At 69.5% G+C, this 21546-nt stretch carries 18 protein-coding genes; 6 read left to right on the top strand and 12 right to left on the bottom strand.

The features are described from left to right. Nucleotides 1-234 precede the first annotated feature (234 nt). Both G3I71_RS33880 and G3I71_RS33875 read left to right on the top strand, forming a co-directional pair. Nucleotides 235-693 carry an NUDIX hydrolase gene (locus G3I71_RS33880; RefSeq protein ID WP_164320719.1) on the top strand — a complete coding sequence of 153 codons (459 nt, stop codon included), beginning with the start codon at nucleotides 235-237 and terminating at the stop codon, nucleotides 691-693. Between the two features lie 231 nt (nucleotides 694-924). Continuing rightward, nucleotides 925-2694 carry a TIGR03767 family metallophosphoesterase gene (locus tag G3I71_RS33875; protein ID WP_164320717.1) on the top strand — a complete coding sequence of 590 codons (1770 nt, stop codon included), beginning with the start codon at nucleotides 925-927 and terminating at the stop codon, nucleotides 2692-2694. A 64-nt stretch (nucleotides 2695-2758) separates the two neighbouring features. Here the strand turns inward: G3I71_RS33875 and G3I71_RS33870 are convergent, their stop codons facing one another. Then, entirely contained in the window at nucleotides 2759-3082 is a 324-nt protein-coding gene (locus tag G3I71_RS33870; protein WP_239149502.1) for a zinc-binding dehydrogenase, read from the bottom strand. A 217-nt stretch (nucleotides 3083-3299) separates the two neighbouring features. Between G3I71_RS33870 and G3I71_RS33865 the strand changes: the two genes are divergently transcribed. Beyond that, nucleotides 3300-4478, top strand: a complete 1179-nt coding sequence (locus G3I71_RS33865; RefSeq protein WP_239149501.1) for a serine hydrolase — start codon at nucleotides 3300-3302, stop codon at nucleotides 4476-4478. 122 nt (nucleotides 4479-4600) lie between these two features. Here G3I71_RS33865 and G3I71_RS33860 read toward each other — a convergent pair whose 3' ends face one another. Further along, nucleotides 4601-5671 carry a hypothetical protein gene (locus tag G3I71_RS33860; RefSeq protein ID WP_164320715.1) on the bottom strand — a complete coding sequence of 357 codons (1071 nt, stop codon included), beginning with the start codon at nucleotides 5669-5671 and terminating at the stop codon, nucleotides 4601-4603. 235 nt (nucleotides 5672-5906) lie between these two features. Continuing rightward, nucleotides 5907-8498 (bottom strand): aminopeptidase N, encoded by a 2592-nt coding sequence (gene pepN / locus G3I71_RS33855; RefSeq protein WP_164320712.1) that lies wholly within the window; start codon nucleotides 8496-8498, stop codon nucleotides 5907-5909. A 138-nt stretch (nucleotides 8499-8636) separates the two neighbouring features. Here pepN and G3I71_RS33850 point away from each other — a divergent pair, with 138 nt between their 5' ends. Continuing rightward, nucleotides 8637-9293, top strand: coding sequence for a DsbA family protein (locus G3I71_RS33850; protein ID WP_164320710.1), 657 nt, complete (start codon nucleotides 8637-8639; stop codon nucleotides 9291-9293). A 43-nt stretch (nucleotides 9294-9336) separates the two neighbouring features. Here G3I71_RS33850 and G3I71_RS33845 read toward each other — a convergent pair whose 3' ends face one another. From G3I71_RS33845 to G3I71_RS33810, 8 genes are all read right to left on the bottom strand, one after another. Continuing rightward, the gene (locus G3I71_RS33845; protein ID WP_203732070.1) at nucleotides 9337-9585 is read right to left on the bottom strand and encodes a hypothetical protein; all 249 of its coding nucleotides are present in this window, start codon (nucleotides 9583-9585) and stop codon (nucleotides 9337-9339) included. Between the two features lie 201 nt (nucleotides 9586-9786). After that, a complete protein-coding gene (locus tag G3I71_RS33840) occupies nucleotides 9787-10428 on the bottom strand; it encodes a superoxide dismutase (RefSeq protein ID WP_164320708.1) in 642 nt (213 codons plus the stop codon). Between the two features lie 138 nt (nucleotides 10429-10566). Next, complete coding sequence (locus G3I71_RS33835) at nucleotides 10567-11463, bottom strand: TauD/TfdA family dioxygenase (RefSeq protein WP_164320706.1); 897 nt, start codon at nucleotides 11461-11463, stop codon at nucleotides 10567-10569. A 23-nt stretch (nucleotides 11464-11486) separates the two neighbouring features. Continuing rightward, nucleotides 11487-12833 (bottom strand): LLM class flavin-dependent oxidoreductase, encoded by a 1347-nt coding sequence (locus tag G3I71_RS33830; protein WP_164320704.1) that lies wholly within the window; start codon nucleotides 12831-12833, stop codon nucleotides 11487-11489. A gap of 113 nt (nucleotides 12834-12946) precedes the next feature. Continuing rightward, complete coding sequence (locus G3I71_RS33825; RefSeq protein ID WP_164320702.1) at nucleotides 12947-13663, bottom strand: ABC transporter ATP-binding protein; 717 nt, start codon at nucleotides 13661-13663, stop codon at nucleotides 12947-12949. Further along, entirely contained in the window at nucleotides 13639-14601 is a 963-nt protein-coding gene (locus G3I71_RS33820; protein ID WP_164320700.1) for an ABC transporter permease, read from the bottom strand. Before G3I71_RS33820 ends, G3I71_RS33825 begins: the two co-directional genes overlap by 25 nt. A 5-nt stretch (nucleotides 14602-14606) precedes the next feature. Beyond that, nucleotides 14607-15674: an ABC transporter substrate-binding protein gene (locus G3I71_RS33815; RefSeq protein WP_164320698.1), complete on the bottom strand. Its 1068-nt coding sequence runs from the start codon at nucleotides 15672-15674 to the stop codon at nucleotides 14607-14609. A gap of 308 nt (nucleotides 15675-15982) precedes the next feature. Then, a complete protein-coding gene (locus tag G3I71_RS33810) occupies nucleotides 15983-17233 on the bottom strand; it encodes an ROK family protein (protein ID WP_164320696.1) in 1251 nt (416 codons plus the stop codon). 574 nt (nucleotides 17234-17807) lie between these two features. Between G3I71_RS33810 and G3I71_RS33805 the strand changes: the two genes are divergently transcribed. Then, nucleotides 17808-18383, top strand: coding sequence for a biotin transporter BioY (locus tag G3I71_RS33805; RefSeq protein ID WP_164320694.1), 576 nt, complete (start codon nucleotides 17808-17810; stop codon nucleotides 18381-18383). 122 nt (nucleotides 18384-18505) lie between these two features. Here G3I71_RS33805 and G3I71_RS33800 read toward each other — a convergent pair whose 3' ends face one another. After that, nucleotides 18506-19228 (bottom strand): hypothetical protein, encoded by a 723-nt coding sequence (locus tag G3I71_RS33800; RefSeq protein ID WP_164320692.1) that lies wholly within the window; start codon nucleotides 19226-19228, stop codon nucleotides 18506-18508. A 158-nt stretch (nucleotides 19229-19386) separates the two neighbouring features. Between G3I71_RS33800 and G3I71_RS33795 the strand changes: the two genes are divergently transcribed. Continuing rightward, on the top strand, nucleotides 19387-21480 hold the full coding sequence (locus tag G3I71_RS33795; RefSeq protein ID WP_164320690.1) for a serine/threonine-protein kinase: 2094 nt from the start codon (nucleotides 19387-19389) through the stop codon (nucleotides 21478-21480). The last annotated feature ends 66 nt before the right edge of the window (nucleotides 21481-21546 follow it).

Raw genomic sequence — 21546 nt, 5'->3', positions numbered from 1 at the left:
TTGGCCAAGAGCGTCCGGAATGCGACGCCAGACCGTCACATAGCTTTACCCAAGGGTCGGATTTTTGGTGATGGTTGACCGAAAAGATATGAACGTGTGGGGAAAACCCGCGATGCGCTTTGACTGGATGGAGCTCGAATCGCGGTGTTTCGTGCTAGGTGTCCCATGACCCACCCGGCATCGTTCGGGGACAATCCACCTCGACATTCCCGCCCCGCACGCTAACGTCCCCGTATGCGCAAGACGCTGCGGGTCGCCGCGTACGCCGTTGTCGTCCGCGACGGACAGATCCTGCTCGCCCGCAGCCCCGACGGCGAGGGCGGCCACGAGTGGGTGCTGCCGGGCGGCGGCATGGACCACGGCGAGGACCCGTACGACACGGTCCGCCGCGAGCTCATGGAGGAGACGGGCTACCGCATCGACGTGACGGGCCTGCTGGGCATCGACTCCCGCCGCCGTACCTTCACCCACCGCCGGTGGCGCCCGGTGGACCACCAGGGTTTGGCGTTGGTCTACGAGGGCCTGGTCACCGGCGGCGAACTCCGCCCGGAGACGAACGGCTCCACGGACCTCGCCGCCTGGCACGACCTGGACGCGGTGGCGGGGCTGCGGAGGGCGCGGACGGTGATCGTCGGGCTGGAGCTGTGGCGGGAGCGGCCGGTCACGGGGAGGGTCGTGCAGGCGGGCGAGTAGCTCACCTACCCCGTCAGATGAACGCGGAGTGACCGACTCCGGGCCGTTCGCCGTGCGGTCGTGAACGGGCCGGGTGGCCCAAGATCCACGTACGGAGATCGGCGTCGCGCGTTGCTGCCTCGTTCACGCGCAGGTCATCCCCAGTGCCAAGCATCCAGAGTGAGCGGGACGTTCGCGACTGCGATCGCCCGTGACCACTTCCGACGCGTTCGCACTCGGGGAGACCGCGCCATGTCGCGCACACGCTCTGTCGTCAGCTCCACGCACGAGGTCAATCGACGTACGGTACTCGCCGCGGCCGGGGCGGTGGCCGTCTCGGCGGGCGTCGGCTACGGGCTGCGGCCCAGCGACAGCCAGGCCGCCACAGTGGCCGAAGCCGCAGCCGCCGAGGGCCCGGCGGCCGTGTCCCACCAGGCGGTGCCGGCCGTGCTCGCCCCGTCCACCCGGGGCACCACGCTCAACGCCGTCTCCGCGCCCCTCGGCACGGGCGGCTACCGGCGCCTCGGCGAGGGCCCGGCGTGGGGACGGGTGGTGCGTACGGATCTGGCGTCGCCGAACTCGGCCAGGGCCGCCCGCCGGACCACGATGGCGGCCTTCGTCCAGTTCACGGACCTGCACCTGACCGACGTACAGCACCCGCTGCGCCTGGAGTACATGCGCTCGGCCGACCGGCACGCCTGGCGCCCGCACGACGCGCTGACGGTGCAGGGCGCGACCTCGCTGGTCGAGCGGATCAACGCGCTGAGCGGAGCCCCGGTCACCGGTTCCCCGCTCCAGTTCGTGATGACCACCGGCGACAACACGGACAACAACGCGCACTCCGAGCTGGAGTGGTTCATGAAGGTGATGAGCGGCGGGCGCCTGACGCCGAACACCGGTGACCCGCGCCACTACGAGGGCGTCCAGAACAGCGGCCTCCCGCTCTACTGGCAGCCGGACTCCGGCACCCGCGACTCCGACAAGAAGGACGGCTTCCCGCACATCGAGGGCTTCCTCGCGGCGGCGATACGGGAGGTCCGCAGCCCCGGCCTGAACCTGCCCTGGTACTCGACGGTCGGCAACCACGACTCCCTCCCCCTCGGCTGCTACGCCTCCCAGAGCGACCCCTTCCTCACCGACTTCGCGGTCGGCGGCAAGAAGCTGATGGATCTGCCGACGGCGCGCAGCAAGGCGCTCCAGGACCAGATCAGAAGCTCCGACGACCCGAGGGGCATCCGGTTCCGGGAGCTGATCCAGGCCCACACGCGCGACCTGCGCTCGGTCACCCCGGACGAGAGCAGGGCCCCGTTCACCCGGGCCGAGTATCTGAAGGCGCACCTGGACCCGGCCTACGCGGGAGTGGGCCCGGCCGGCCACGGCTACTCGACAGCCAACCTCGACTCCGGCACCCAGTACTACACCTTCCGCATCTCGGACGACGTCATCGGCATCAGCATCGACACCACCGACCCGGGCGGCCACTACCAGGGCTCGATCGACGCGACCCAACTGCGCTGGTTGCACCGGACGTTGGAGGAGCACGCGAAGACAGGCTCGTACGCCGTCGTCTTCAGCCACCACACCAGCGAGTCGATGACCAACACCCACCGCGACCCGGCCCACCCGGACGAGCGGCGCTACGACGGTTCGGACGTCGTGGCCCTCCTCGCCAGTCACCGCAACGTCCTGGCCTGGGTGAACGGCCACATCCACCGCAACGTCATCACCGCGCACGCGGCCCCGGACGACCGCTCGTTCTGGGAGATCTCGACGGCCTCGCACATCGACTTCCCCCAACTGGCCCGTGTCATCGAGCTGGTGGACAACAACGACGGCACGCTCTCGCTGTTCACGACGATGGTGGAGTCGGCGGCCCCGCACCGGACGGACTACGCGGACCTGTCACAGACGGGACTGGCGTCGCTGTACCGGGAGTTGTCGTTCAACGCGCCGGGGGCACGGATGGATCTGTCGGGGGACGCGGGGGACCGGAACGTGGAGCTGGTGCTGAAGAAGGGCTGACGGTCCCACGGGAGGCGACTGCCGAGGTAACTGTCGAGGTTGACTGTCGAGGTGACTGCCGAGATCAGGGCACGAGGATGATCTTGCCGAGGGCGGTGCGGCCGGAGGACTCCGCCAGCTCCATGGCCGCGGCGGCCTCGCTCAGCGGGAAGCGGGCGGCGATCCTCGCGGTGAGGACGCCGTCGCGCAGCAGACCGAAGACATGGGTGAGGTCGGTGCGCATCCGGGCCCGGAACGCCTCGCGCTTGGCCGAGTCGGGCTTTCCGGCGCCCGCCCAGACGTCGTAGAAGCTCGCGTGCCTGCCGGTGGGCAGGTAGTTCCAGAACGCCGGCTTGGCCAGCAGCGGCAGGAAGTCGAGCAGCACGGGCCTGGTGTCGTCGTACGCCAACTCGCCGACTCTCTCGACTGGTTCCTTCGTGCCGGTGTCGGCAAAACCGTGCGAGCACGACTCAACGCACCCAAAGGCTGAGAAACGCCCAACCATCCCACCCCTGTCAACCTCCGGCCCGCCCGCCGTGTCCCTCCCCCCGACCGTCGTTCGGCGAGGCGAGGACGCGCCGATGGACATGTACAACCGGATCAGGACCGGAACAAGGGGGAACGGCATGTCAGGCAACACGGAGTTGGCCAACACAAGGCCGGTCAGCAAGAGGCTGCTCGGGATGGCCGCCGCGATCGCCGTCGCGGCAGGCGTGTTCGCGGCGCCCGCTGTGGCGGCACCGGCCGAACGGGGTGGCGGCCATGCGGCCACCCGCGACGCCATGGACGCCGCCGTCAAGGACGGCGTACCCGGTGTTGCCCTTCAGGCCAAGGACCGGCACGGCGCCTGGAAGGTGACCGCCGGTGTCGGCAACCTCAGGACCAAGCAGCCGCGCGGCGCCGACGACAACTTCCGGGCCGGCAGCATCACGAAGACCTTCATCGCGACCGTCCTGCTCCAACTGGAGGCCGAGGGACGGGCGTCGCTCGACGACACCGTCGACAAGTGGCTGCCCGGAGTCGTCCGGGGCAACGGCCACGACGGACGGAGGATCACCCTCCGCCAGCTCCTCAACCACACCAGCGGCATCTTCAACTACACCGACGACGAGCAACTCCAGAGCGAGATCTTCCTCCCGGAGGGCTTCTTCAAGAACCGCTACCGCACCTGGACGCCGGACGAGATCGTGAAGATCGCCATGGGTCACCAGCCCGAGTTCGCCCCGGGCACCGACTGGGGCTACTCCAACACCAACTACACCCTCGCCGGCATGGTCATCAAGAAGGTGACCGGCAACTCGTACGGCGACGAGGTCCGGCGGCGCGTCATCAAGCCGCTCGGACTGCACGGCACGTACATGCCCGGTACGGACCCCACCGTCCCCCAGCCCAGCAGCCGCGCCTACTCGCAGCTCGCCGAGAACACCACCGGCAAGATCTACGACGTGACCGAACTCAACCCCTCGGTGGCGAACTCCGCCGGCGAGATCATCTCCAATGCCGGTGACCTGAACACCTTCTACTCGGCGCTGCTGCGCGGCAAGGTCCTGCCCGCCGAGCAACTTGCCGAGATGAAGACAACCGTCGTCGCCGGGGCCGTGGACGGGCGCTACGGTCTCGGCCTCATCGAGAACAAGCTGAGCTGCGGGGTCACCGTCTGGGGCCACAGCGGCGGCATCCACGGTTCCAGCTCCGTGGCCGTCACCACGGCCGACGGCAGGCACTCCCTCGCCTTCAACTTCAACGGCGACTGGAGCGGCGACCCGGTGAAGATCGTCGAGGCGGAGTACTGCGGGACCGATTAGGGCCGCACGAAGAAGGCGCGGAGACACATCACGGGGACGCGCATCACGGGGACACATGAGGAGGGGCCCCCGGCTGCCCGGCGGCCCCTCCTCTCCCCTCCTGATGCTGCCCCGGTCCCTCCCTACCGGGGCAGCACCACGACATACGCCGCCGGCTCGCGGTCCCCCGACGCCATCAGAGCCGTGCGTACGACAGTTGCCTGCTGCTCGATCGCCTCGCGCAGCTTGTGCGGCGTGATGTGGACGACCGTGATGCCCAGCCGCTCCAGATGCTCGCGCTTGTCGGCGTACTCCGACCAGAGCGCGTCGTCCTCCTGCCGGTGGCCCGGAAGCGGGGTGCGCGTGTCCAGCTCCACCGCCACCGCCTGGTCGGGCCAGTAGGCGTCGAGGCCGCCGAGATGCGGGCCGCCGGGCAGACGCAGATCGACGTTCCAGACCGGGTCCGGGAGGCCGTGTTCGCGCACCATCCGGTACAGCCGGTCCTCCGCGATGGCCCGGCCCTCGGCGAGCAGGGAGTCGACGGCGTCCACGACATGCGGCCGGCCCAGCAGCCGCCCTTGGTTCAACTCCCGTACCACCGCCGCCGGTTCACAGTGACCGCCGCGCACCGCGTCGGTCAGCAGCCGACGTACGGCACCTGCGTCCGTGAGCCCGGCCACCGCGTCGGCGAGGGCACGCGCCACCGGGGCGACCGGCAGCCCGTCGATCAACTCGGGCGTGGGCAGCGCCGAGGAACGGACGATGCGGACGCAGCCCGTCGAGCGCAGTCGGCGCAGCCGGGGGACCAGGACGTCGAAGGCGTCGAGGGACAACAGCGGCGGCGCGGCCGAGAAACCGTGCAGGGCGAGCGCGGCCAGGCCGGTGATCATGGCCTCGCCGTAGACCGGACGGCCACGCTCCCGGTACGGCTCCTCGGAGTCGGGCTGGGCCGGGATCCCCGTCGCGGCCCGCTCCTTCGCCGCGTACAGCAGTACCGCGTGCAACCGCTCCTCGCTGGTGGGCGGCCCCGGGTGCAGCAGGAACACACCCGGCAGGATCTGCTGCCAGGATCCGCCGGTCCGGCACTGCTCGTTCGCCTCGGCGGGCGCGACGCCGTTTGCCCGCAACTGCGCGGTGGTCAGTACCCGGCGCTGTACGTTCGACAGGTGGCGGAGGGGGCGGGTGCTCGGGGAGAGCGGGGTGTTGTGGGTCATGACTCCGGCTTTCCCGTGTCCGATCCGTCCCCTAACCCCTGTTACACACCCGTCGACAATTCCGGACAAGCTCGCCCTAAAGTGCAAGCGTTCGAGTGCCGAAAGGCGCTGGTCCATCCGGGGGTTACGGGTTCGAGTGCCCGGGTTCGGTAACGGCGGGGCAAGTCACCTCACCCCGCCTTGCCTCACCCCGCCTCACCCCGCCTCACCCCGCCTCACCCCGCGGAGCGACCCCTCACTGTGCCGCCACCCCGTCGCACGCCTGTGCCCGCAGTGCCCGTGCCAGGTCGTCCCGTGACTCCAGGACCAGGCGGCGCAGGGCCGGCGCGGCGTCCGCGTGGTCCGTCAGCCAGGTGTCCGTCGCGGCCAGGGTCTCCGGTGAGTCCTGGAGGGACGGGAACAGGCCGCTTACGACGTCCATCCCGATCTGGATCGAGCGGTCGGCCCACGTCCGCTCGATCACCGCGAAGTACTTCTCCGCGTACGGCGCGAGAAGGTCCCGCTGAGAGCCCTGTACGAAGCCCGAGATGGTGGCCTCGACGAGGGCGTTGGACAGTGCGTCCGACTCGACGACCTGGGCCCATGCCTGTGCCTTGACGGCGGCCGAGGGACGGGCGGCGAGGCAGCGGACCTGATGGCGCTTACCGGACGCCGTGTCGTCGCGGGCGAGTTCGGCGGCGACCGTCTTCTCGTCGGCGACGCCGTGCGAGGTGAGCGGTTCCAGGAACACCCACCGCAGCTCCTGGTCGACGTCCAGGCCGTCGATCTTCGCCGTGCCCTCCAACAGCCCCTGGAGCAGCTGGAGATCGGCCTCGCTGGACGCCATGGCCGCGAGGAAGCGGGCCCACGTCAGCTGGTGCTGGCTGCCCGGTTCGGCGAGCCGGAGTTCCGTCAACGCGCCCTCGGCGAGCAGGCGTTCGCCGGTCACCCGCCAGTCGGGGGCCGCGTAGTGGGTGAGCGCGGACCCGGCCCAGGCGTGCAGCATCTGGAGGACGCCGATGTCCGACTCGCGCCCCGCGAACCGCAGTACCAGGTCGATGAAGTCCCGGGCCGGCATCAGCGCGTCCCGGGTGAGGTTCCACAGCGCGGACCAGCACAGGGCGCGGGCGAGCGGGTCGGTGATGTCGCCGAGGTGCGCCCGCAGCGTCGCCAACGAGCCCTCGTCGAACCGGATCTTGCAGTACGTCAGGTCGTCGTCGTTGACGAGAACGAGGTCGGGGGCCTCGCTCCCTGCCAGTTCACCGATCACGGTGCGCGGCCCGTCGACATCGACTTCGGCACGCGCGTACCGCTCCAACGCCCCGTCCGGCGAACGCCGGTAGAGACCGACGGCCACCCGGTGGGGCCGCAGTTCGGGATGCGACTCGGCGGCCTCCTGGAGCACGGCCAGCTCGGTGATCAGCCCGTCCGCGCTCAACAGCACAGCAGGGGTGAGGGAGTTGACCCCTGCGGTCTGCAGCCAGGCCCGCGACCAGGAGGCCATGTCCCGCCCGCTGGTCTCCTCCAGCACGGACAGGAGATCGCCGAGGCGCGTGTTGCCGTATGCGTGCCGCTTGAAGTAGCGGCGCGCGCCCTCCAGGAACGCGTCCCGTCCCACGTAGGCGACGAGCTGCTTGAGCACGGAGGCGCCCTTGGCGTAGGTGATGCCGTCGAAGTTGAGCTTGGCGTCCTCCAGGTCGCGGATGTCGGCCGTGACGGGGTGCGTGGAGGGGAGCTGGTCGGCGCGGTAGGCCCAGGCCTTGCGGTTGTTGGCGAAGGTGACCCAGCCGCTGGTGAAACGGGTCGCCTCGACGAGCGAGAAGGAGCCCATGAAGTCGGCGAAGGACTCCTTGAGCCACAGGTCGTCCCACCACTCCATGGTGACGAGGTCGCCGAACCACATGTGGGCCATCTCGTGCAGGACGACGTTCGCCCGCCGCTCGTACGCCGCCTGCGTCACCTTCCCGCGGAAGATGAACTCCTCGCGGAAGGTGACGAGCCCCGGGTTCTCCATCGCGCCGAGGTTGTACTCGGGCACGAAGGCCTGGTCGTACTTCCCGAAGGGGTACGGGTAGTCGAAGTGGTCGTGGAAGAAGTCCAGCCCCTGCTTGGTGACGAGGAAGACGTCGTCGGAGTCGAAGTGGGGGGCGAGACCCTTGCGGCACATGGCGCCGAGGGGGATGTCGAGCGTCGTACCGTCGGCGAACGTACGGGAGTACGAGTCGGTGACGTAGTGATACGGCCCCGCGAGGATGGTGGTGATGTAGGTGGAGATCGGCTTGGTCTCGGCGAACCGCCATACACCGTCGACGAGTTCCCCGACGCCGTTGCTCCACGCGACCCACTCCTCCGGCGCCCGCACCTCGAACCGGAAGGGGGCCTTCAGGTCGGGCTGCTCGAAGTTGGCGAAGACGCGGCGGGAGTCGGCGGGCTCGTACTGCGTGTACAGGTACACCTCGCCGTCCTCGGGGTCGACGAAGCGGTGCAGGCCCTCGCCGGTGCGGGAGTAGGCGCACTGGGCGTCGACGACCAGCTCGTTGTCCGCGGCGAGATCCTCCAGCAGGATGCGCGTGCCGTCGAAGACGGCCCCCGGGTCGAGATCCCGGCCGTTGAGGGAGACGGCGGTCACGCCGGGTGCGATGAGATCCGCGAAACTGGCGGCGCCGGGCTCGGCGCACCGGAACCGGACGGTGGTCACCGACCGGAAGGTCCGAGCTCCGCCCGCACCACTCCCGTCAACCGGGTCGCCCAGGGCGGACCGCACGTCGAGGAACACCTCGTACCCGTCGACGGACAGCAGGGCGGCCCGCTCCCGGGCCTCGTCGCGGGACAGATTCTCACCGGGCACGGAGCACTCCCTCGATTTTTCGTCAGTACGGCCGACCGGCACCGATCCTGCCACGCGCCACTGGCACCGGGCACCGGGGAATGCGGCGACGGCGCGGATACGTTCCCTCTTGAAAGCGCAACTTTCTCTAGGAGACCCATGTCCGAGACGAGCTCGCCCAAGACCCCCGTCGACTTCTGGTTCGACCCGCTCTGTCCCTGGGCCTGGATGACCTCCCGGTGGGTCCTGGAGGTCGAGAAGGTCCGTGACATCGAGGTCCGCTGGCACATCATGAGCCTGGCAGTGCTCAACGAGGACAAGCTCGACGAGCTGCCCGACGAGTACCGCGAGATGCTCGCGGGCATGGCCTGGCTGGGCGTGAAGGTCGTGACGGCGGCCGGGCAGAAGCACGGCGCCGACGTCCTCGGCCCCCTTTACACGGCCCTGGGCACGCGTGTCCACAACAAGGGCGAGGGTCTGACCCTCGAGTCGATCGCCGGCGCCCTGGCCGACGTCGGCCTGCCCGCCGACCTGATCGACTACGCCGAGCAGAAGGACTTCGAGTTCGACGCCGAGCTGCGCGCCTCCCACACGGAGGGCATCACCAAGGTCGGCCAGGACGTCGGCACCCCGGTGATCGCGGTCCCCGGCGCGGACGGCGAGCAGATCGCCTTCTTCGGCCCGGTCGTCACCCCGGCCCCGAAGGGCGAGGACGCCGCCAAGCTGTGGGACGGCACCCTCCTGGTCGCCTCGGTCCCCGGCTTCTACGAGATCAAGCGCTCGCGGACGGCTGGCCCGGACTTCAGCAACCTGTAGCAACGTGCGGGACCTGTAGAACCCGCAGGGCGGCCGGCCTTCCTCAGTTCTTGGCCTGGTCCTTGGTCTGGCTCTTGGGCTGGTCCTCGGCCTCCGGTTTGGGGAAGGAGCCGCCGTCCTTCTGGTTCCCCAGCCGCTGGTAGCGCAGGCAACCGTCGCGGGCGCAGCGGTAGTAGGCGCCGAGGCGAGTGTGTTTCGGCTTCTGCCCCTCGACGTACTCCTTCTCCGTCTCGGTGAGCCTGATGAAATCCTGACGTGTGCCTGCGCAATTTATGCACCGCATGGACACCATGTGATCCCCCCGGCGTATCGGGCCCCGGGGGCCTGATGCCCCGGCCCCACGAGAGTAGATCCGGGGCACGGCATATGGGGAGACCCCCGCGAGTCATGTCCTCGCGGGGGTCTCCCGTCATTCCGCCTGCCGTCGCGTTCGGTGAGAAGACGATCACGAGGCAGGACGCTTCACAGCAGTCGGCGCGGACTGCTCAGGTGCTCAGGGCGCCAACAGCAGTACGTTCGTACGGGACTTGGCGGCCTCGTATCGCTTCGCGACGTCCTGCCAGTTGACGACGGCCCACATCGCGTCGATGAAGTCGACCTTCTGGTTCCGGTACTGGAGGTAGAAGGCGTGCTCCCAGGCGTCGAAGACCAGGACCGGGGTGGCGCCCTGGCCGGCGTTGCCCTGGTGGTCGTAGACCTGCTCGACGATCAGTCGTCCACTGAGCGGTTCGTACGCGAGGACGCCCCAGCCCGAACCCTGGGTCGTGGCCGCCGCCTTCGTCAGCTGCGCCTTGAAGCCCGCGAACGAACCGAAGGACTCGGTGATCGCGTCCGCGAGTTCACCGACGCCGTCCTCGTCGAGGGGCTCGCCGCCGCCCTCGCCCGTCATGTTCTGCCAGTAGATGCTGTGCAGGATGTGGCCGGAGAGGTGAAAGGCGAGGTTCTTCTCCAGGCCGTTGACCGACCCCCACGACTCCTTGTCGCGCGCCTCCGCGAGCTGCTCCAACGTGTCGTTGGCACCCTTCACATACGCCGCGTGGTGCTTGTCGTGGTGCAGCTCGATGATCTCGGGGCTGATCACGGGCGCGAGCGCGGAGTAGTCGTACGGCAGCTCAGGGAGTGTGTAGACGGGCATGCGGGGTCCCTCTCGACCTCTTATTGCACATTACTTGCAACTACACGCTAGCAACAAAAAGACCCTCGTGTGTGTCGCACGAGGGTCTTTTCCGGGAGGGGGACGGAGAGGCGGGGAACGGGGCGGGCGCGTGACCGGTTACTCGGCGACCGACGTGTAGTGCGAGGCGTCGCCGGCGATCGAGTAGCTCTCCTTGCCCTCGATGCCGACCGGGATGTCACCGGCGATGGTCACCCGGTGCAGACGGCGCGGCAGGCCGTTGTAGTTGTCGATGGCGTAGTGCTGGGTGATGCGGTTGTCGAAGAGGACAAGCTGGTTCGGCGACCAGCGGTGGCGCAGGATGTTCTCCGGGCGGGTGACGTACGCCTGGAGCAGGTCCAGGATCTTGCGGGACTCGGTGACCGACAGACCGACGATCCGTTGCGCGAACCCACCGATGAACAGCCCGCGTTCGCCGGTCAGCGGGTGGACGCGGACGACCGGGTGGGCCGTGCGGAAGTTGATGGACGTGAACTGGGCGCGCTGGGCGGCAAGTTCCTCGTCGAGCGCCTCGTCCGGCACCGCGTAGTCGTAGTCGTTGGTGTGCTCGGCCCACAGGTTGTCGGCCAACTGCCGCAGGGGCTCCGGCAGATCACGGTAGGCGGCGGCCGAACTGGCGATCAGGGTCTCGCCGCCGTACGGCGGGACCGTGATGCTGCGCAGGGTGCTGGCCTGCGGCGGGTTGAGGACGAAGGTGACGTCCGTGTGCCAGTGGTTGGCGGCGCGGCCCCGCTCGCTGTCGACGGGCAGGACGTTCGCGGCGCCGTCGATCGACGGCACGGTCGGGTGGGCGGTGGTCAGTTCGCCGAAGTGGCGGACGAAGGCCTGCTGGCCCTCGTCGTCGAGGTTCACGTCGTCGAAGACCAGGGCCTTGTGGACGTTGAGAGCCTCGCGGAGGGCGGCGACCTGCTCCTCGTCGAGCGGCTTGGAGATGTCCACGCCGGATACGCGGGCGCCGATGTTGGCGGTGACCTTCTGGATTTCGATGCCGGACATGTGCGAGTTCCTTCCGGAGTTCGTCAGACGAGGGCGGGTGCGGATGCGGGGCTGACGTACTGGTTCGCGGGGCGCGGGAGGCCGTACCTCTCGCGCAGGGTCTGGCGCGGCCCGTACTCCTCGCGGAGCAGACCGCGGGCGCGCAGGATCGGGACGACGTGGTCGACGAAGGCTTCGAGACCGGACGGCAGGACCGCGGGCATGATGTTGAAGCCGTCGGCGGCACCCCGCGTGAACCAGGTCTGGATCTCGTCGGCGACCTGCTCGGGCGTACCGGCGAAGGTGAGGTGCCCGCGTCCGCCGCCGAGCCGCCCGATGAGCTGCCGGACGGTGAGACGCTCGCGCCGGGCCAGCTCGACAACGAGGGTGTAGCGGCTCTTGGCGCCCTCGATCGCGCTCTCGGGCGGCAGATCGGCAGGCAGCTGGGCGTCCAACTCCAGTGTCCCGGCGGGCAGTTTGAGCAGGCCCTCCAGGTTGCCCACGCCGTGCGCGTACACGATGTGGTCCTCCAGGACCTGCTCGTTCGCCAGCGCCTCGGCCTCCGTGGAGCCGAGCACCGGGACGATGCCGGGCAGCACCTTGATGTGGTCGGGGTCGCGACCGCCCGCCGCCGTACGGGACTTGAGGTCGGCGTAGAAGGCCTGCGCGTCCTCGATGGTCTGCTGGGCGGTGAACACGGCCTCCGCGTACCGGGACGCGAACGCCTTGCCGTCCTCGCTCGACCCCGCCTGCACGAGCACGGGGTAACCCTGGGGCGAGCGCGGCACGTTGAGGGCGCCCTCGACGCTGAAGTACGCCCCCTGGTGCCGGGGCGGATGGACCTTCGCGTCGTCGCCCCAGACGCCGGCCGCCTTGTCGGCGACGATCGCGTCGTCCTCCCAGCTGTCCCAGAGCTTGAGAGCCACATCGAGGAACTCGGCGGCCCGGGCGTACCGCTGGGCGTGGGCGGGCTCCGCGTCGAGACCGAAGTTGCGGGCGGCCTCGGCACCGGCCGTGGTGACGATGTTCCAGCCTGCCCGGCCCCCGCTGATGATGTCGAGCGAGGCGAACCTGCGGGCCAGGTTGTAGGGGGAGTTGTAGGAGGTGGACGCGGTCGCGATCAGACCGATGTGCGTGGTCGCCGTAGCCAGGGCCGTCAGCAGGGTGAGCGGCTCCAGGGCACCTGCGGGACGCTGCGCCACGCTGCCCCACAACTGGGGGCTGTCGGCCAGGAACAGGGAGTCGAAGGTGCCTCGCTCCGCGATCCGGGCGAGCCGCACGTAGTGGTCCAACTCGACATGGGCGTACGGATCACTCTCGGGGAGCCGCCACGAGGCTTCGTGGTGTCCGGTGGTCATGAGGAAGGCGTTGAGGTGGAGCTGGCGGGTCATGGGTGTCGTGTCCTTTGCTTGCGAATGCCGGTGCGGACTCTCGGTCCGAGCAGTGCTTCTCGGCGCGGGTCCGGGGGCGGCAGCCCCCAGCAGACGGTCACGCCGACCGACACTCACCGGACGTCCTCCGTCACGCCCAGGGCGCCAAGCAACAACCCCCTGTACTCGCCGCGCGCAGCCGCCTCCCGGTCGATCGCCAGGTCGAGCCCGATCCGCCCCTCCTCCAGCACAAGCACCCGCTCGGCAAGAGCGACCGCCTCGTCCACGTCGTGTGTGACGAGGAGAACGGACGGCCGGTGCCGCTCCCACAGCTCCCTCAGCAGACCGTGCATCCTGATCCGCGTGAGCGCGTCCAACGCACCGAACGGCTCGTCGGCAAGCAGCAGTTCGGGCTCACGGACCAACGACCGGGCCAGCGCGGCCCGCTGCGCCTCGCCGCCGGACAGCTCGCTGGGCCAGGCACGTTCCCGCCCCTTCAGACCCACCTCCGCGAGAGCCTCCCGGCCCTTCGCGGCAGCCTCCTTGCCGTCCGTCCCCAGCAGTACGTTGTCCAGTACCCGCCGCCACGGCAGCAGCCGCGAGTCCTGGAAGACCACCGACACCCGCTCGGGCGCGGTGAGTTGACCACTTCCCTCGACCTCGTGATCGAGGCCCGCGACCGCCCGCAGCAAGGTGCTCTTGCCGGAGCCGCTGTGCCCGAGCAGGGCCGTGAACTGCCCGGCCGGAATGTCGAGGTCGATACCGTCGAGAACCGTGCGCCCTGCGAACGACCGTGTCAGGCCCCGGAGTCGGACGGCGGACCGGGTCAGTTGCTCAGTGTGCGTCGCCATGACAGCACCCTCCGTTCGACGAGACGGACCGCGCTGTCGGACACCAGGCCGAAGAAGCCGTAGATGACCAGGCCGACGAGGATGACGTCGCTCTGGCCGTAGTTCTGGGCCTGGAACATCATGTAGCCGAGTCCGCTGGTGGCGTTGATCTGCTCCAGGACGACCAGGCCGAGCCAGGAGCCGGTCACGCCGAGCCGGAGTCCCACGAAGAATCCGGGCAGCGCACCGGGCACGACGATCTGCCGGACGAACTGGAACCTCGACAGCCCCTGCACCTCGGCGAGTTCGACGAAGCGGCTGTCGATGCCGGACAGTGCGGCGTGCGTGTTGAGGTAGATCGGGATGTAGACGACGATGGCGATGATCGCGATCTTGAACGTCTCGCCGATGCCCAGCCAGAGGATGAACAGCGGGATCAGACCGAGGGCCGGGATGGCTCGGTTGAGCTGGACCGTCCCGTCGATCAGCGCCTCGCCGACCCGGCTGAGCCCGGCGGCCAGGGCGAGGAGGACACCGCCGACCAGCCCGATCGCGAAGCCGGAGGCGGCCCGCCGCAGCGAGGTCAGGATGTCGTTCGGCAGGGTCCCGTCGGTCCACAGACGGCCGCCGGTCCTGAGTACCGTCCAGGGCGCCGGTATCGCGGCCGGGTCGAGCTGTCCGGCGGCGGAGGCGGCGGCCCACAGGCCGATGACGAGAGCCGGGCCGACGAGCGGAGCGGCGGGCAGCCGCTTCCCGGGAGAAAGCCGGCGCCGCCTGCGGACCTGAGAGCCGCTCCCCTCGGTGGCCTCGGTGGCCTCGGTGGCCTCGGTGGCCTCGGTGGCCTCGACGGATGCGACGGCTTCGACGGACGCGGTGGTCTCGGCGGCGGCACCAGTACCGGCACCAGCACCAGCAACAAAACCGGCACCGGCACCGGCGGTAGAGGCGGTCGTGGTCACGGCGCTCACCTCCGGTACTCCGCGGCCACGGACTTCGCGGCGATGCCCTCGAAGCGGTGGTCGAAGAGCGAGCTCACGTCGAACTTCTTCACGAAGCCGCCCTCCGCGAGCAGATCGGCGGTCTCCTGCTCCCACTTGATCGCCTCGGCCCAACTCGGCGGGAACAGCGGCTTGTTGGAGAGCTTGGTGATCGCCTGCGCCTGGGGGAGGGTCAGGTTCTGCGTCTTGACGTAGAACTCCTCGTTCCAGATGTCGGGGTTCTCGTACCCCCACACCAGACCCTTGGCCCAGTACGGGATGTACGCGGCGACCGCGGCGGCCTTCGCGGAGTCGTTCAGCACGGAGACCGGCGCCCACAGCAGGCTGAGCAGGTCGACCACGTCCGTGTCGATGCTGCGGGCACCCTTGGCGCCGTACTGCTGGAAATACGCGGGCGCCTGGCTGATGGCCAGCGGCGCGACATCCACCTGGCCCGACTGCAGTGCGGTGAAGAACTGGTTGCTGGTCAGCGGGACGAGCTTGACCTCGTCGTACGCGAGCCCGGCCTTCTGCAGCGCCCGCAGGAGTACGACACCCTGGGCCTGCCCCTGCGAGAAGGCGAGTTTCTTGCCCTTGAAGTCCGCGACCGACCGGATGTCGCTGCCGGGCTTGGTGGCGAAGAGATAGTTCGGCTTGCGGGTGACATTGATCGCGACGATCTTCGCGTCGTAACCCTGGAAGTGCGCCTGAATCGGCGGAATGCCCGCGTTGTTGGCGAGGTCGAGGGAACTCGAGCGGAAGGCGTTGATGACATCGGGACCGGCGGAGATGTTCTCCCAGCTCGACACCTTGAAAGGAAGTTCGCCCAACTTGGCGAGCTTGAACTGGAGTTGCTGGGTGCCCGAATACGAGGAGATCTTCAGGCTCGTACCGGCCGGGATCCTGTCGGCGAGAGGGGCGGTCGAGGCGCCCTTGCTGTCGGCGGCGGCACTGCTGTTCGCGCAGCCACTCAGCCCGGCGACACTGGCCGCGGCGCCGAGCAGGGAGGTGAGGAAGAGCCGTCGGTCGACACCCGGCAGGGGAGAGGAAGGCATGGGAGGACTCCGTGAGTTCAGAAGGCAGGACCACATGCGGAATTCAGAGCACGGACACGACGAGGCCCGGGAAAGGGAATTCACGCAGAAGGCAGAAGACAGAAGGGTGGAGAGCACGGAGAGCGCAGCGGGCTCGGAGGGAGCAGCAGGCTCAGAAAGTGCGGAAGAAATGAGCGCTTCACACGTGGCAACGTGTCAGCAACAGTGGCAACGTGTCAGCAACAGAGGGTGCGACAGCTCACGAAAGGGCTCATGAGTACGATGTTCCAGGTCATGCGCGGTCCCTGTCAACATTCGGAGTTTCTGAATTAAGTAGCCTGAGGTGAAGCGGCCAGCGGATCCCGGTACAGCACGTCGAGTGCCACCGAACCGCCCGCCACCGCGAGTACCGAATCCGGGAAACTCGTCGGCACGACAGAGGCGGCGCGTTCGGCGCCGACCCCTTCACGCAGTGCGGCAAGGCAGTCCTCGCGGTTGATGACCCCGACCTCGGTCACGACCACCGTCTCCGGATTCAGCACGTCGAGCAGCAGTCGCGCCGCCCGCCCCACGGCAGTTGCCCGCTGCACCAGCAGGCGTACGGCATCCGGGTCGCCTCCGGCCGCCGCCGCGATCACATGCATGGGGTTCGTGCCCACGACGACACCCGCCTCCCGCGCCCGCCGGCACAGCGTCCGCTCGCTCAACTCGGCCTGCAGGCAGCCCGTACGCCCGCAGTCGCAGGCCTCCGTACCGCCCGGCACCGGCAGATGGGCGATGGCGCCCGCCTGGGAGCGCGGCCCGTGGTGTACCTCGTCGTTGGTCGCGAACGCCGCGTCGACCACGTTGCCGACGAACAGATGCAGCAGACTCCCGCTGCCCCGCGCCGGCCCGAACAGGCGCTCCGCGTTGACCAACGCCCGTGCGTGCCCGTCCACATGGACCGGCAGTCCGGTGCGGGTGCGGAGCACGTCCCGCACCGGCACGTCCCGCCAGCCCAGCATCTGGTGTTCGACGACGGTCCCGGACTCCCGGTCCACCCAGCCGCCGACGGCCACACCGACGCCGAGGGCCCGGCGGCCGGGGGCGCGGTCCAGCAGCGCCCGCAGCCCCTCGGCGGCCCGCGCCAGCACCCACCCCGGATCGGTGTGCTCGTGCGCCAGTTCGCGCCGGGCCACCACCCGGCCGCGCAGATCCAGCAGCGCGACCGTCGTGTACGACAGGGCCACATGTACGCCGGCGACCACGAACCGTGAGGAGTCCACGTCCACGGGTACATGCGGACGCCCCACGCCGTTCGACCGCCGGGGCACGGACTCCTCGTGGATCAGGCCGAGTTCGGCGAACCGGGCGCAGTAGTCCGTCACCGACGCGGGTGACAGCCCGGTCAGCCGGGCGATGGTGCTGCGCGCCACCGGACCGTGCTCCAGCACGGACCGCAGGACGACACTCGCGCTCGTCCTGCGCCGGTCCGAATCGGCGGCGCGAGGCACGCGGGACGAGGAGGCGGTACGGGAGGGAAGGGAGGGGGAGATTGGGGGTGAGGGGGAGGCAAGGGTGGGTGCCGCGGCACGGGGCATGGCGATCATCCTCGGGGAACCGGTCCGACACTGCGCCGTCTCGTGAGGACTCGGGGACCCGTGAAGGTTCGGGGAGTCCTGTGGAGCGAGGCGCGCCGGAGCCGCCTCACCCGGGGCGGCGACAGGTGGCTGTGCTCACGCGTCGCAGGTCGACATAGCGACGCGACGAGAAGTACCGGGACTGGGCGACCATGCGGTCGAAGCTAGCAAAACGGGCCGACCCTGCACAGACGGCGACCGACGGGCGAGACGGCACGTGTCCGGACCGGCCCCGGACCGGCCCCGAACCGGCGTCGTGCCAGGGGCAGATCCTCTCCAGGTCCGGTCCGGGGGATGCTCAGACCCATGCACCGGATTGGCGGAACCCTACAGAGCGCGTCCGTCGCACCTCCGTAGCCCACACCACCTCACCTCAGTGACCGGTGTCACGCCGTACCGGGTGTAACACCCACCCTTTGTCCGGAGCCCACCAAGCAGCCGTCTCCTCCTTTGTCGGGCGCTGACGGTGATCGGCCCGAGGGCGCTGGGATAGCGTCACGAAGTCCCTTGCCGCCCACCTCTCCGCGGAGTCCCCATGGCAACCGCCGTCGCCCCCGCCCTCCCCGGCCAGGTCCTCGCCGACCTGCTCCCCGCCTCCCGCGTCCGGGACGCCGCGCTCGTGCTCGGCGGCGCCGGACTCGTCGGGATCGCCGCCCAGATCGCCGTCCCCGTGCCCGGTTCGCCGGTACCGGTGACCGGGCAGACCTTCGCCGCGCTCCTCGTCGGCACCGCGCTCGGCGCCGGCCGCGGCCTCGCCGCCCTCGTCGTCTTCGCGCTGGCCGGACTGGCGGGCGTGCCGTGGTTCGCGGAGGGCGGCTCGGGTACGTCGGTGTCCTTCGGCTACATCCTCGGCATGCTGCTCGCGTCCGCCGTCGTGGGCGCACTGGCCCGCCGGGGCGCCGACCGCTCGATGCCGCGCATGGCGGGCACGATGCTCGTCGGCGAGGCGATCATCTACGCGATCGGCGTCCCGTACCTCGCCCTGGCCGCCGACATGAGCGCGAGCGCGGCGATCGCCGCAGGCCTCACACCGTTCCTGATCGGCGACGCTCTGAAGGCGGCCCTGGCGATGGGCGTACTGCCGACGGCCTGGAAGTTCCTCAACCGCTGAACTCCGCAAACTCCGCATACTCCGCACGGACGTTGACGAGATCCGGGATGCCGCGCACGGCATCCCGGATCTTCTGCGTTCCTACTCCTCCGCGTCCTTACCCGGCTTCCCGGCTTCCGGACTCAGCCCTGAGGCTGCCGGGGCCGCCGCTGCGACCACCACATGCCCGCGGCCCCGGCGGACAGCAGCGCCGCGCCGACGCCGCCGAGCGGGAGCAGGTCGCGCGCCGGGCCGGTCCTCGGCAGTTCGTCGCCGCCGGGTGCCACCGGCTTGTTGTCGGTGCCGAGCAGCAGCGGGGTGGCCGGGGCGTTCGGTGACGGGTTGTTCGTACCGAACGGGACCGGGCCCTGCTGCCAGAACGTCTTCGAACCGTCGGCGGTCTGGACGGGCAGACAGATCTTGCCGGCCTTGCCCAGATCGAACGTCGCGTCGACGTCGTACGATTTCGACTTTCCGGCGGCGAGATTGCCGACGGCGCAGCTGAAACCGCTGTTCGAACCCTCCGGAAGATCCCCTTCGGCAATCTCCGAACAGCCCTGAACGTTCTTGACCGTCAGGCCATCGAATCCGACGACCAAAAGCCTGATGTCGCCGCTTTCCTTGCTCCCGTCGTTCTTTACCGTGGCAGTAAGTGCCGTTTCTTTCGAACTGTTGTCGACCGAGATGCTCTCGGGCAACTGGGTGGTCAACTTGACGCCTGTCGGCGCCGCGTCAACTGCCTTTCCCCCCTTGCTGCTTGCGGGCCCCTGGTCATCCGCGCTGGCGGTGAAGGAAAGGATCATCACGGCCGAGAAAGATGCCGTGAGCAGCGATCCCGCGATGGCCGTCGTGCGACCAGAACTCATGTTCGTCCCCCTTGGATCCCCCTGGACTGCGCCTGAATTCGCAGTCCATGAAGAGGTACCACAAGATTTCCCGCCACTATGCTGGTACGGCACGAAGTGTGACCATTGTGATTCTGGTGGGGCGTGCGTTGAGGGGGTGCAGGGGATTGCGGGGGAATATGGGCGACGGTGCTCCAGGTCTGCTGGTGACGGGCCGATATCGGCTGGTCGAAAGTATCGGACAGGGGGGAATGGGGCGGGTGTGGCGGGCCGCCGACGAAATGCTCGACCGGCCGGTGGCCGTCAAGGAAATGCGGATCGACGGACTCGACGCGGAGGACACCCGCACCCGCCGTGAACGCACACTCCGCGAGGCTCGGGCGACGGCCCGGATCGACCACCCGAACGTCGTGCGCGTGTACGACGTCGTGGACGAGGGCGAACGGCTCTGGATCGTCATGGAGCTGGTCGCCGGCCGCTCCCTCGAACAACTCCTCGTCCAGGAAGGCCCGTTGGGCCCGGGTGACACGGCCCGCCTCGGCCTCGGCCTGGTCTCCGCGCTGCGCCAGGTGCACGCGGGGGGCGTACTGCACCGCGACATCAAACCGGGCAACGTCCTTGTGGAACGACGCGACGGCCGGGTCGTCCTCACCGACTTCGGAATCGCCGCCATCCAGGACGCGAAGGCCCTCACGATGGTCGGGATGCTCGTCGGCTCCCCCGACTACATGGCACCGGAGCGCGTCTCGGGCCAGGACCAGGGCCCGCCGTCCGACGTGTGGTCCCTCGGTGCGACCCTCTGCGCGGCGCTGGGAGGCCGCTCCCCGTTCTCCCGCGAAACGACCCTGGCGACTCTGCACGCGGTCCTGTACGAGGACCCCGAACTACCGGCCGCAGCGGGCCCGTTGCACGACATCCTGGCCGCCCTCCTCGAGAAGGAGCCGTCGGCCAGGCCCGCACTGGAGGACGTGGAACGGATCCTGAGGCCGGTGGCGTTCCCGGAGCCGACCCCCGAAGAGGAACAGGAGCAGGAGGGGGAGCCGGTGACCCTCGGGGTGCAGGAGACCGCGCCCCCGGCTCCCGTACAGGCGCACGGGGACGCCCCGACGCCCGCATACCTGGACGCGTCACTGGTACGGGCCGCACGCCGGCCACGTGAGCAGCCACCGGAGGAACCGGAACCGGAACCGGAACGGGAACAGTGGGAGCAACAGGAGCAACAGGAACAACAGGAGCCCGAGCCCCCACCGCCGACGGACGCGGTGCCTCGAGCACGCACGACAGTCACCCCGGTCCTGGGAACCCCGTCCCCCGAGGCGGCCAACGCCTCTACCGAAGTCCCCTCCGAGATAAGGTCCGAGGTCGGTTCGGCGGGCCCCGGCGGAACCCGCAGGGCCGGCATCTCACTGATCCGGGCACAGGGCGACGCGCAGGCACACGCACAGGCGGTGACGGAGCGGCGGCCGGGTCCGAGGCATGCGGCCGCCCTCCCGACGGCCCCGCGGGCAGCGGTACCACCAGCAATGCCGTCCGGTGAACTGCCGGGCCCCGCAGTCCCGTTCGCCCCCGGGCGAGGTCGTGACCGGAGCCAGGGCCGCCGCCGTACGGTCATGGTGGCCGCGGGTGTGGTCACCGCGGGGGTGCTGGTCGGGCTGGTCCTGGCGGCGACGGCAGGATCACCCGGCGACAAGGACACGGCGACGCCCGGATCATCACGCGAAGCCTCAGCCTCAGCCTCGTCCGCAACCTCGCCCTCGACCTCGACACCGCAGTCCACCACCACCCCCACCTCGACCTACACCCCCGACTCCCCCCAGCCCACGGTCGAGGGCACCTCCCGCCCGCGCAGCCTGCCGCCGGGCGCGCACGAGGAGGCGGGAGGATACGCGTGGGCGACGCCCACGGGTTGGCGCCGGGACGTGAAGACGGGCGCCGAGGTGCACTACACGTCCCCCGACGGCAAGCAGGAGCTCCTCGCCAAGTCCTCCCTCGCACGCGGTGAGTTGCTGGAGACCTGGGAGGAGTCGGAGCGCAACGCCCGCCAGGGCCAGGACTACACGAAGATCAGCCTCGCGGAGACGACGTACCAGGATCACCCGGCGGTCGTCTGGGAGTACACCTTCACCCTGGACGGCACCCACTGGCACGCCAGGCTGCTCGGCTTCGACGTGGAGGGGAAGTCGTACCAGATCAGCACCTGGTACGACCAGGAGATCGAGGAGCAGGCGGTGCGGACCTACGAGCGGGTGAGGGAGTCGTTCACGGTGCTCTGAACAACTCCCCGACCACTCAAGCCGACCACTCAGCCGACCGAGTCAGCCGACCGAATCAGCCCACCG

Origin of the sequence: Streptomyces sp. SID12501 (genome assembly GCF_010550245.1) — a bacterium.
Taxonomy (GTDB): Bacteria; Actinomycetota; Actinomycetes; order Streptomycetales; family Streptomycetaceae; genus Streptomyces.
The sequence above is the reverse complement of the archived record's forward strand: the minus strand, read 5'-3'. Positions and strand labels throughout refer to the sequence as shown.